The organism is Tamaricihabitans halophyticus, from assembly GCF_004340875.1.
GTDB lineage: Bacteria > Actinomycetota > Actinomycetes > Mycobacteriales > Pseudonocardiaceae > Tamaricihabitans > Tamaricihabitans halophyticus.
In genome coordinates, this window is record NZ_SLXQ01000003.1 from 203,014 (window position 1) to 214,930 (window position 11,917).

General features: G+C 65.6%; 11 protein-coding genes and 2 tRNA genes. 9 read left to right on the plus strand and 4 right to left on the minus strand.

Annotation, left to right across the window (positions count from 1 at the left end; translation table 11 throughout):
• Positions 1–21 precede the first annotated feature (21 nt).
• The 7 genes from EV191_RS11355 (at position 22) to EV191_RS11385 (ending at position 5,286) form a co-directional block, all read left to right on the plus strand.
• Entirely contained in the window at positions 22–741 is a 720-nt protein-coding gene (locus EV191_RS11355) for a hypothetical protein (protein WP_132876938.1), read from the plus strand.
• Positions 742–852: 111 nt separating this feature from the next.
• The gene (locus tag EV191_RS11360) at positions 853–1,176 is read left to right on the plus strand and encodes a DMT family transporter (RefSeq protein WP_132876939.1); all 324 of its coding nucleotides are present in this window, start codon (positions 853–855) and stop codon (positions 1,174–1,176) included.
• Positions 1,177–1,196: 20 nt separating this feature from the next.
• Positions 1,197–1,796, plus strand: a complete 600-nt coding sequence (locus tag EV191_RS11365; protein ID WP_132876940.1) for a TetR/AcrR family transcriptional regulator — start codon at positions 1,197–1,199, stop codon at positions 1,794–1,796.
• Positions 1,797–1,843: 47 nt separating this feature from the next.
• The gene (locus tag EV191_RS11370; RefSeq protein ID WP_132876941.1) at positions 1,844–2,890 is read left to right on the plus strand and encodes a tartrate dehydrogenase; all 1,047 of its coding nucleotides are present in this window, start codon (positions 1,844–1,846) and stop codon (positions 2,888–2,890) included.
• A 97-nt stretch (positions 2,891–2,987) separates the two neighbouring features.
• A complete protein-coding gene (locus tag EV191_RS11375; protein WP_424565451.1) occupies positions 2,988–4,961 on the plus strand; it encodes an acetoacetate--CoA ligase in 1,974 nt (657 codons plus the stop codon).
• Between the two features lie 78 nt (positions 4,962–5,039).
• A tRNA-Ser gene (locus tag EV191_RS11380) sits at positions 5,040–5,128 on the plus strand.
• A gap of 85 nt (positions 5,129–5,213) precedes the next feature.
• Positions 5,214–5,286: transfer RNA gene (locus EV191_RS11385), tRNA-Arg, on the plus strand.
• 418 nt (positions 5,287–5,704) lie between these two features.
• On the opposite strand, the gene EV191_RS11390 is transcribed toward EV191_RS11385, so the two are convergent.
• On the minus strand, positions 5,705–6,082 hold the full coding sequence (locus EV191_RS11390; RefSeq protein ID WP_132876943.1) for a VOC family protein: 378 nt from the start codon (positions 6,080–6,082) through the stop codon (positions 5,705–5,707).
• A gap of 40 nt (positions 6,083–6,122) precedes the next feature.
• Complete coding sequence (locus tag EV191_RS11395; RefSeq protein ID WP_132876944.1) at positions 6,123–6,689, minus strand: TetR/AcrR family transcriptional regulator; 567 nt, start codon at positions 6,687–6,689, stop codon at positions 6,123–6,125.
• Positions 6,690–6,760: 71 nt separating this feature from the next.
• Between EV191_RS11395 and EV191_RS11400 the strand changes: the two genes are divergently transcribed.
• Entirely contained in the window at positions 6,761–9,007 is a 2,247-nt protein-coding gene (locus EV191_RS11400) for a glycoside hydrolase family 2 protein (RefSeq protein WP_132876945.1), read from the plus strand.
• Between the two features lies 1 nt (position 9,008).
• Complete coding sequence (locus EV191_RS11405) at positions 9,009–10,361, plus strand: sugar porter family MFS transporter (protein WP_132876946.1); 1,353 nt, start codon at positions 9,009–9,011, stop codon at positions 10,359–10,361.
• A gap of 24 nt (positions 10,362–10,385) precedes the next feature.
• Here EV191_RS11405 and EV191_RS11410 read toward each other — a convergent pair whose 3' ends face one another.
• Complete coding sequence (locus EV191_RS11410; protein ID WP_132876947.1) at positions 10,386–10,856, minus strand: CD225/dispanin family protein; 471 nt, start codon at positions 10,854–10,856, stop codon at positions 10,386–10,388.
• Between the two features lie 342 nt (positions 10,857–11,198).
• Positions 11,199–11,726 (minus strand): hypothetical protein, encoded by a 528-nt coding sequence (locus EV191_RS11415; RefSeq protein ID WP_132876948.1) that lies wholly within the window; start codon positions 11,724–11,726, stop codon positions 11,199–11,201.
• Between the last annotated feature and the right edge of the window lie 191 nt (positions 11,727–11,917).

Below are 11,917 nucleotides of genomic sequence, written 5' to 3' on the forward strand. Positions count from 1 at the left end.
TGTCGTTTGGAGGTGTACGCGGTGGACGACCGGCAGGTCACTGAGCTTATGCGAGACGCCGCGCAGGACACCCCGCCGGCATCCTTCGACGTGCCCGAGGTGCTTGCCGCCTCGGCCAGGGCGCGGGCGCGGCAACGAGCCAGGGTGTTCGGCGGTGCCACGGTCGGGGTCGTTCTGCTCGCGGGTGGTGTGTTCGTTGGCTCGACCGTGTTCACTGGAACCGACCAGGAAATCGCGGGCAGTGCGGCGCAGCCGGCCGAGCAGGAGGCAGGGCAGGCGCCATATGCGGAACAGCCACGCCAGGAAAACGTCCCGACTCCATCGCCCAAGCAGGGGGGCGAAGGGTCGGGCGATGTCGGTCCACGGACCGGCGGCACACCCGATGGGTGTGCACAGGTGGACCGGGAGCTCGCCGTCGCCCTCGCTGGCGAGCTCCCGGCCACCCCCGGAGCAGCCGAACGCGGCTCGCTGCGCTGTGTGGCCGAGGATCGCGTGGCTGGCTTCGAGATCAGCGATGGTGCCGCGAAGGGCACGATCTCGGTGTTGTTGCGGCCGGCCGAGGTGGCCGACCAGGACAGTCCACCGTGGAGCGCCGCGCCCGAGGCGGCTGCGCATGTACAGCGCGCCACCGCGAACGGCGACACGCTGGTCGTGCTGACCGAGCCGGCGCAGGGGAGTGCCGGCCCGCCACTGGCCGATCAGCTCGAGTCGCTTGCCGCCCGACTGGCGGCTAAATTCTGAGCGTGCTGCCCGTGCCGCAGTAGTTTCCCGCGTTGGTGAGCTCGCCCACCATTCTGGTACGGTCGTGCAATTTATTTAGTACAGTCGTGTCAGAAAGGTTGGGTGATGATCATGGCGTGGTTGGTACTGGTCGTTTCGGGGATTCTCGAGGCCGGTTGGGCGATCGCGTTGAAGATGTCGAACGGGTTCAGCAGGCTGGTGCCGACAGTGGTGTTCGGGGTGCTGGCCGCGTTGAGCTTCGCCGGCTTGGCCTGGGCGATGAAGCAGCTTCCAGTGGGTACCGCCTACGCGGTGTGGGTCGGTATCGGTGCGTCGTTGACGGCGATCATCGGCATGGTGTGGCTGAACGACGGCGCCTCGGTCGGCAAGATCCTGTCGCTGGTGTTGATCGTGGCCGGCGTGATCGGACTCAACCTGGCGGGTGGTGCGCACTGAGTCTGGCACGATTGTCCGGTATGACGTCCGCGAGTACGCCGAAGGGCGAGCGACGCCGTAATGAGCTGATTGACGCGGCCGCGGCGTTGCTCGCCGAGGGCGGGTTCGACGCGGTACGACACCGTGCGGTGTCCGAGCGCGCCGGTTTGCCGCTTGCTTCCACCACCTACTACTTCGACTCGCTCGATGAGTTGATCACCGCGGCGGTGGAGCGGCATGGCCGGAACGAACTCGACGCGGGTGCCCGCCGGCTGGACGAGCTGGCCGCTCGACACCGCGGCGTGGACACCGTGGTCGAGTTGATGCTCGAGCAGTTGCTGGGGCCGGAGCCAGCGGACAGCGCGGCCGATCTGGATGGGGTGCTGCTCCGCTACGAGCGGCTGGTCGGTACCGGGCGGCGGCCGTACCTGCGGTCGCTTTCCGTCGCGATGTCCGACGAGATGGATGCACTGCTGCTGGAAATCTGTGAACGCTCCGGGATGCCGGTAAGCCTGCACCGGCTCAAACAGCTGATTGCCCTCGTGGACGGCGCCGTGGTGAACGCGCTTGTCGAGGTGAACCCGGAACCGAGGGCGGCGGCCCGCAAGATGCTCAGCGAGGCGCTGCAGCCGACGGCCTGATGTCCCGAGGCTTGTCGAGCTGGCGCGTGACTCGGTAGACAGGTGCCATGGCGACCCGTGCTGAATACCGGATCGATGTGATCGCTGGCGACGGAATCGGCCGCGAGGTGGTGCCTGCCGCGATCAGCTGTATCGACACGCTGGCGGACAAACACGAGTTTCGCGTGCATTGGCAGCACCGGGACTGGGGCTCCGACTATTACCGCGCGCACGGCAGGATGATGCCGACCGACGGCCTGGACCAGCTGGCCAAGGGCGACGGTGTCTTCCTTGGCGCGGTCGGCGTGCCGGATATTCCGGACACCGAAACGCTGTGGGGGCTGCTGATCCCCATCCGGCGCAGCTTTCACCAGTACGTGAACCTGCGCCCGGTGCGGACCCTGCCCGGGGTGCGGAGCCCGCTTCGGGGCGGCGATGAGCTGGATCTGGTGATAGTCCGGGAGAACGTGGAGGGTGAGTACTCCGAGGTAGGCGGACGGCTTTACCAGGGTCGGCCGGAGGAGGCCGCCGTGCAAGAGTCGATCTTCACCCGGGCCGGAGTGGCGCGGATCGCGCGCTATGCGGCTCAGCTGGCCGCGAGCCGGAAGGGCGTGCTCACCTCGGCGACCAAATCCAACGGGATCGTGCACACCATGCCGTTCTGGGACGAGGTGGTCGCCGAGCACGCCGGCGAGGTGCGATTGGACAGTGTGCTGATCGATGCGCTTGCGGCCCGCCTGGTACTCCAGCCGAGCAGCGTGGACGTGATCGTGGCTTCCAACCTGTTCGGGGACATTCTGTCCGATCTGGCCGCTGGGGTGGCCGGTTCGATCGGGGTGGCGCCGAGCGGGAACATCAATCCGGAGCGGGAGTTTCCTTCCATGTTCGAGCCGGTGCACGGATCGGCGCCGGATATCGCCGGGCAGGGCGTCGCGAACCCAACCGGCCAGTTGTGGGCTGGCGCGATGATGCTGGAACATCTCGGCCAGCCGGCCGCGGCCGCCCAGCTGGAGCGGGCCTTCGCCGCGGCGCTCGCGGACGGCGTGCGCACGGCCGATCTCGGTGGCGAAGCCGGAACCGAGGAGTTCACCGCAGCCGTGCTCGACCGCCTCTGACCGCACGAGCCCTGAAGAACCCTGAAGAACGCGGTCACGGTCGGCGCGGCTGTGGCGCTGGTATCCCTGGCGCGGCGCGGGGGTCATGCGTTAGGAAATGGACATGACCGACGCTCCTGAACTGCTGTGGCAGCCGGATCCCGAGTACCCGAACACCAGCCAAGCCTTCCGGGAGTGGCTCAGCGCACAGCGCGGTCTGGATTTCGCGGACTACGCGCAGCTGTGGGAATTCTCCACGACGCGGTTGGCTGAGTTCTGGAGCGCGGTCGCGGAGTTCTTCGGGGTGCGGTGGCGTACCGAACCGCGCGAGGTGCTTGCCGAGGAGGTGATGCCGGGCGCCCGGTGGTTCCCCGGCGGCACGCTGAACTACGCCGAGCATGCGCTCACCTTTGACGACGAGCGGACCGCGGAGGAAACCGCGGTGATCTTCGCGCGGGAGGACGGCCTGCGCGCCGAACTCAGCTACGGCCAGCTGCGCGAACAGGTCGCGGCGGCCCGCGCGGCCCTTGTGGAGCTCGGTGTTGGCAAGGGGGACCGGGTGGTGGCGCTGGCGCCGAACTGCCCGAGCACCCTGGTCGCGTTCCTGGCGACGGCAAGTATTGGCGCGGTGTGGTCGTCCTGCTCTCCGGACTTTGGCATGCGCGCGATCGCCGACCGGTTCGAGCAGATCGAGCCGACCGTGCTGATTGCCGTGGACGGGTACTCGTACAACGGACGCCTGCTCGATGTGCGGCCCAACGTCGAGCAGTTGCGGGGGAGCATCGCGTCGCTGCGTGCCACGGTGCTGGTGGATTACGTCGGCACCGGCGGGCTGGACGGCACGTTGGACTGGGATGCGTTGCTGGCCAAGCACGCGGGCGCGGAGTTGACGTTTGAGCCGGTGGAGTTCGACCACCCGCTGTGGGTGTTGTACTCCTCGGGCACGACCGGGTTGCCGAAGGGCATCGTGCACGGGCACGGCGGCATCGTGCTGGAACACCTGAAGATGCTCGGGTTGCACTGCGACCTCGGTCCGGGGGAAACGTTCTTCTGGTTCACCACCACCGGCTGGATGATGTGGAACTTCCTGATATCCGGCCTGCTGGTGGGGTCGACGATCGTGCTCTACGACGGTAACCCCGGGTATCCGGATCTGAACGCGCTATGGCGGCTGGCACAGGACGAAGGGGTGAACTACTTCGGTACCTCCGCGCCATTCGTGCAGAGCTGTATGAAGAAGGAACTGCGGCCGGGCAACGAGTTCGACCTGTCCGCGCTGCGCATGATCGGCTCGACCGGTTCACCGCTTTCGCCCGAGGCCTTCCGCTGGATCGCCAGCGAGGTCAGCCCGAAGGCGCAGATCTGCTCGGTGTCCGGCGGTACGGACCTGTGTACCGCGTTCGTGGGAGCTTCGCCGGAAGTGCCGGTGTGGCTTGGTGAGCTGTCCTGCGCCTGCCTCGGCTCCGCGGCCGCGGCGTTCGACGATGCGGGTAAGCCGGTGCTGGACGAGGTGGGTGAGCTGGTGATCACCAAACCGATGCCGTCCATGCCGGTGTTCTTCTGGAATGACCCGGACGGCGAGCGACTGCACGAGGCCTACTTCGCGGACTTCCCCGGGGTGTGGCGGCATGGCGACTGGGTTCGGTTCACGCCACGCGGGTCCGCGGTGATCTACGGGCGAAGCGATTCGACGCTGAACCGGGGTGGGGTCCGGATGGGCACCGCGGAGTTCTATCGCGTGGTCGAAGGATTCGAGGAGATCGCGGACTCTCTGGTGATCGACACGACGAGCGTCGCGGAGCAGGAGGGCGAGCTGCTTTGTTTCGTGGTGCTCGCGCCGGGGGCGGATCTGGCGGATGTGGAGCCTCGGCTGCGCGCCGAGCTACGTGGCGCACTGTCTCCCCGGCATGTGCCGAACCGGTTCGTGGTGGTGGATGAGGTGCCGCGCACGCTGAACGGGAAGAAGTGCGAGGTTCCGGTGAAGAAGATCCTCGCGGGCACCGCGCCGGACCGGGCGGTGAGCAGGGATGCGCTGGCCAATCCGGATGCGTTGCGGCCGTTTCTGGAGCTCGCGCGGGCCGAGAAGCACTAGCAGGTGTTTCATGGCAAGGGGGGTTTCATGGCGTAGTCGGCCACTGTGTAGGCTATGCGGGCAGTGGCCAACAGCCTGGGAGGCTTCGCCTAGTCTGGTCTATGGCGCCGCACTGCTAATGCGGTTGGGGTTCACGCCCCTCCCGGGTTCAAATCCCGGAGCCTCCGCTGGGTGCTCGGTACGCCGGGCGTCCGCTGGCCGGTTTTACGCCGGTTGGCAAAACGACTAGCCTGCTAGTCGACAACTGAACATGCGCCCGTAGCTCAACGGATAGAGCATCTGACTACGGATCAGAAGGTTAGGGGTTCGAATCCCTTCGGGCGCGCGCTGGTTGAGACAGCAAAACCAAGAGACCCGCTGGTCACAGCGGGTCTCTTGCTATTCAGGGATGATCTTGAGCGAAGCCTAGTCAAGATCAACACCACGCGAGACCAACACTTTCTGACACGTCTTTTTCAGCTTTGTCGATCATGCTCAAGAGCTGCGTCGCTTCCGGCCGGTGTCACCACGGCCAAAGTACGTGTCTTGTGTCATGCTGACGCGCTTGTCTCCGAGCTGGTTCGAGATATCGATATCGTCCATCCACGGGGGTTAATGGCCGAAGCCATCGCGCGGCAGTTCGTCGCGCTCCGTGTTCATGACCATTGTTCTACGGTATGTGTGCTCGGGCGCCAGTCAGCCGGAACCGCGTGTTAATACACGGCGAGAGGTCCGTTCCGTTGCCCGGTCGACTGAGGAACCGCTCAGTCGGTGGACCAAACACCGAGCTCGTTGCCGTCTGGATCCTGGAAGTGGAACCGGCGTCCGCCGGGAAACTCGTACGGCCCCTCGGTCACCGTTCCACCGGCATCGCGCACCGCTTGTTCGCTCGCGGCGAGGTCGGTCGAGTACAGCAGCACGAATGGCCCGCCCGTGCTGACCCGGTCCTCGCGCCGGAAACCGCCGACTTCGGCGCCACCCGCGCCCGCCCCTTGAATTCCGACGTATGCGGGCCCCGGCCCGTAGTCGGTGAACTGCCAGCCGAAAGCCTTGCCGTAGAACGCTTTTGCCGCGTCGAAATCGGTGACGCCGAGCTCCACGTAGTCCAGGGCGTGATGGGTTTTGGTCGCGAAATCTGCCATGCGTCGCATCCTGCCAGCCGACCCCGACAGGAAAGGCGTACTACCCAGGCCGCATACCGTTTTCCAGCGCGCGTAGCACCATGCTCGCCGCCTCGGGCCTGGCCAGTTCGCCCGCTTCCACCGCCTGCCAACCAGCCCCGAGCACGGTCCAGAACACCCTGGTCAGCCACGCGGCGCTGGGCTCGGGGTCGAACACCCCTTCATCCTGCCCCCTGCGCATCAGCGCCGCGATCTCCCGATCACCCGCCGAAGTGGCCCGCTCCCATCCATCGCCGTACCGGAAGACAACCCGATCGCCCAGATCAAACAGCGCGGGCACCAACCGCTCGATCGCCTGCGACGGGGTACCCCGATCCGGCTCCGCCGTCGCGATCACCGCGTCGAGCACCCGTACCGAGTCCGCGTAAACCGCGGTGAGCAGCGCTTCCCGGTCGGGAAAATAGCGCTGTAGGGTGCTGCGACCAACGTCCGCGGACTGCGCGATATCCGCGAGCGTGGCCGCGCGATCCCTGGTCAGTACCGAGACGGCCGCGGACAGGATGGCTCTTTGGGTCCGCGACCGAACCCCGGAAGGGCTTCCGCCAGCGCCGGGGTCGCTCCTAGGCATAACGTCAAGATTATCAGTGGGCCACCCGTTCCAACTGGTTACCCGAGCCAATCGCGCGCAGAATCGCGGTTATGGGGCGCACCTCGCTAAACCCGGAATGGCAGTTCACCGGACCAATCCTGAACCCGCTGGAAGCGACCAAGTACACCGGTCGCTTCGAGCTGATCAACCTGCCGCATACCGTGACACCGTTGTCCTGGCACGACTGGAATCCGGCAAGCTGGGAAGGATTCTGGCTCTACCGCAAGGAATTCGACCTTAGTGAGCCGGCTCGCCGGCAGTTACTGCGGTTCGCCGGCGCGATGACCGGCATCCGGCCGTTTCTGAACAGTGTTCCGCTCAGCCCGCATATCGGCGGTTACCTTCCGGCTGAGTACGAGATCACCAACCTGGTTAGGGAAACAGGTAACCGTCTCGACGTCGTCGTGGATGGTCGCTGGGCGCAGAACGTACCGCCGAACCGGCCTGGGCGCGGGCCGGCATCGATCGACCTCTGGCAACCAGCCGGGCTCTACCGGGACGTCACACTGGAGTCGCTGCCCGCGAACTATCTCGCCGACGTTTTCGCGCGCCCGCGCGATGTGCTCGATCCGGTCAAGCGTTGCCTCGAGGTCACCACGACCATCGATGTCACGGAACCGGAAACCGAGGCGGAACTGATTTTTGAACTGCGCGCGGACGACGGGCCGGTCCTCCGACACACCGAAAAGCTCGCGCTGCCCACGCCCGGAACGCGAACCGTCCGGCATACCCTGCGCGGCCTGCCTGGCGATCTCGCATTGTGGAGCCCGGATCGACCGGCACTGCACCACCTGAGCGTCACCCTGCGCGGCGCGAGCTCGCACACCAGCTCCCGGACGATCGGCTTCCGCCAGGTCGAGTTCACCGCAACCGGTTGCTACGTGAACGGGGAACGCCTGCAGATCCGTGGCAGCGGGCGGCATCACTACTTCCCGTTCACCGGTTCGGCGATGCCCGCACGGGTGCAGCGCAGGGACGCGCTGATCCTCAAGGAACACGGGCACAATATGGTGCGCTGCACTGTTTACCCGCAGGATGAGTCGTTTCTGGACGCTTGCGACGAGCTCGGTCTGCTGGTGTACGCGGAGGCGCCCGGCTGGGGATACCTCGGCGACGTGCAGTGGCAGGACCGTTCCGCGCGCGATGTGCACGACATGATCCGCCGTGACCGGAACCATCCGTCCATTGTGCTCTGGGGTGTCCGGCTGAACGAGACCAGGAACGACACCGAGTTCTACACCAGAACCCAACGTATAGCCAGAGAACTCGACGATTCCAGGCAGACCACCGGCGCCATCATCGCGCCGATGCACGACATCTCGGATTTCCAGCAGGATGTGTTCAGCTACAACGATTATCACCGAGGCAAGGACGGCTATCCGGAGCTGCGCGCGCCACGCACCGAATGGCCATACCTGGTATCCGAAGCCGTTGGCACCCTTTCCGGGCCGGCCAAGTTCTACCGGCGCACCGACCCGGTTGCCGACCAGCAGGTGCAGGCGGTATGCCACGCGATGGTGCACGACCAGGCGCTCGCCGACGAACGCTACTGCGGCGTGCTTGGCTGGGCCACCTTCGACTACCAGTCCGGCAACGGTAACCAGCGCGACGGGATCAAATCGCCGGGGATCTTCGACATGTTCCGCGAGCCCAAACTCGGTGCGGCGATCTACACCGCGCAGGTCGACCCTGCGCACCGGCTGGTGATCCAACCGGCCTGCTACTGGGACTTCGGCACGCGCTTCGGCGTAGCCGCGCTCGATGGCGAGGCGGTGATCTGCTCGAACGCCGAACAACTCGAGCTGTTCCTGGATGATGAGCCATACCGATTGCTGCACCCTGCGCGAGACAGGTACCCGAACCTGCCGTATCCGCCGTTTCTCGTCGATCTACGGGAGCTGGCCGACGCCGGCTGTCCCGAACTGCGCATCGACGCCTATCGCGCCGGCGAGTTTGTTGGCAGCCGAACCTTCAGCGCGGACCGGGAGCAGGACCAGTTCTACCTGGCCGCCGACGACGCCGAGCTGTCCGCCGATGGTTCGGACGCCACCAGAATTGTTCTGCGCATAGTGGACAAATACGGCGGGACCGCGCCACCGCGAGCCGGTTTGGTCCGGTTTTCCCTTGACGGGCCGGCGATTCTGTTAGGGGATCACCCATTCCCGTTGGGTGACACGGGCGGCGTTGGTGCCGTTTGGTTGCGCAGCCAGTATCGCCAATCCGGCGTTGCGGTGCTGCGTGCCGAGCACGACACCCTTGGCGCGCGGACGGTGCGAGTGCATCTGAGGGGAGCCTGACATGACTGGCAGCGGCTCGGCGTCCCGGTTTGCGACCTACTTCTTCGGTGCCCTTGGCGGCCTGCTCTTCGGCTACGACCTCGGTGTCGTTGCCGGTGCGCTGTTGTTGATCGAGCCGCAGTTCGGCCTTTCCCCGCTGCAGACCGGTTTCGTCACGAGTTCACTACTGGTCGGCGGCATGATTGGTGCGTTGACCGCTGGCCGGCTCGCCGATCGGCAGGGCAGGCGCGGGCTGGTTCTCCTCGCCGGCGGTGTGTTCACGGTTGGCTGCCTGGTAGCCGCGTTGGCGAACAGTTTCGAACTGATCGTGACCGGTAGGTTCGTCATGGGTCTCGCGGTCGGGGCGTTGGCCGCCACGGTCCCGATCTACCTTGCCGAGCTCGCCCCCGCCCGCCATCGAGGCGCCCTTTCCGGTCTGAACCAGTTGATGATCTCGACCGGCATCCTGGTGGCCTACCTGGTGAACCTGGCCTTCGACGACGGCTCCGGGTGGCGCTGGTCGTTCGGCATCGCCGTGGTGCCGGCCGTCGTCCTGTTGATTGGTGTCTATCTGCAGCCGGAAAGCCCGCGTTGGCTGGTCAAGGCCGGCAGGGCGGAGGAAGCACGGGCGATCCTGGCGAGCAGAGGGAACGAGCACGAGTTCGCGGAGCTCGAACAGCTCGCCGCCAGCCACGGCGTACGCACCAAGGCGATGGAACTGCTCCGTGATCGCCGGCTGCGCCGGATACTCGTGATCGGCGTCGGCGTCGCCTTCCTGCAGCAGATCCTCGGGATCAACACGATTATCTACTACGCCCCGACCATCCTGGTCGACCTCGGTTTCGAAGACTCGGCCGCACTCCTGGCCAACGCCGGACTCGGGCTGCTGACCGTGATTGTCACCGTGGTCATGCTGCTGCTTGTGGACCGGATCGGCCGGCGCCGCCCGCTGATCTTCGGCGCGGTCGGGATGAGCGGCTGTATGGCCACGCTCGGTCTTGTCTATTTCACCGGCGGAATCACCGGCGGCGGGGCCGCCGGTTGGCTGGCTTTCGGGAGCCTCGCGCTGTTCAAGGTGTTCTTCTCGCTCAGCTGGGGCGGCATGGTGTGGATCCTGCTCGGCGAGATCTTCCCGCTGCGCGTGCGCGAACCGGCGATGGGTATCGCTACCTTCATGAACTGGACCGGGAACCTGCTTGTTGGCCTGTTCTTCCCGGTACTGCTCGCGATCGGCACCGGCGGGGTGTTCTTCCTCTTCGCCGCCGTCGGCGTGCTGTGCTGCGTGTTCGCCATCGGCATGGTGCCGGAGACCAAGGGCAAAACGCTCGAACAGATCGAGCGGGAACAGACCCGGGCCTCCGCACCGCAACACTGAACCGACCGGAAGCGTCCGTGACGGCTAGTAGTACACGTACGAGGGCGCCGTCGAGACAAGAATGATTCCGACGATGATCCCGATCACCCAGCCGGCGGCGCCGATGATTGTCGCGATCAGACACATCGTGCGGGTGCTGTCCGAGGCCTGCTTGGCCATCGCGAAGTTGCCCTGCATCTTGTAGGTCTGCACTTCGTTGGACTTCATGATCGCGAAGATCGCCAGAATCCAGAACAGGAAGATGCAGCCGATCGCCCAGCCCTTGTAATCTGGGATATCGTGCCCGCCGGGCTGCCCGGGTGGCATACCCGGACCACCGAATCCAGGCTGGGGCTGGCCGTACGGTGCCTGCATCGGTCCACTGGGTGGCATCCCGCCTGGCGGCATCCCACCGGGTGGCGGGGCGCCATACGGCGCGGGCATACCGCCGGACGGTGGGCCGTAACCCGGCTGCTGCGGCTGACCATACGGCTGCTGGCCATGCGGGTATGTCATGACTGTCCCCTCGAACCCCTCGTAACTTCTTGCCGCCTGTGGACACCTGGATATGCCCGCCCCGCAGAGTACCCGGTCCGGTAATCCGGCGCGGTGTGACTCGCAGACTGGACAGGGGACAATGGCGAACGGGGCAGCCAGTCCACACTAGCTGCCCCGCGCCCGGTTGTCTCGAATCGCTGAACGGCGTTACCCCGTGCGGGCTTATGACGGCACGGAAGCGCCGCGAAAGCGAAGGTGTTGTAGCCCACGATTACGACGCCGCCGATTATTGCGTCGATAATGGCATATTTTCGCGCGGAATTCTGGGATGGTTTCCAAGCTAGGCTTTACGCGGGCGATCTAGCTACCGCAGCCGCCCATCTCGTTGGCATTCAAGCCGTAGTCGGTGACGAAGCCCGCGTCCGAGAAGGCGAACCGGTAGTGCGCATTCGGATTCCCCGGCGCCGCTGCGGTGTAGATCCATTCTGGATCACCGATGGAGGTCAAATCCGGATATGCGGCGCGAACCTCGTCGATCGAATCCCCGAAACCGACGCCCTCGGACGTTTGGATCTGGTCCGTTCCGCCGATCATCACGACGCCTTCCTTCGCGGAAACGAAGACTCCGCCGCCAGGATTGGGCTTTCCTTCACTGGGTTGCAAATAGTAGAACCGGCAGTCGTCCGCCACCTGCCGATCGGTGAGCAGTCCGGTGGCCATTGCCTGCTCTTCCGGCATGTTCAGCGTGAGATCCTTGTACCCGCTCGGGCCGACGCGAGCCTGCTCGGCGTCGGTGGCGCTCGCCGCCGTCGCTCCACCAACCAACAGGGTTGCCGTGGCGACACCGGCCAGCAAGGTTTGCACCATCCCGCTGCTGCGTTTGCTCATCACACACTCCCCGACTTGACCGGCATGGGCGAGTAACGACCCACGCCGTTAATTTCCTTCCCGATCTACTCAACAGACGCAAGACAATGACCAAAGGTTGTCCGCTGGCCCTCTCCGAGTTGCCCGCGCGCTTGCACGTGCAGCCGCACGGGCAGCGAATCCGCTGCACACAAGGCCTTTCCGATAGGGCA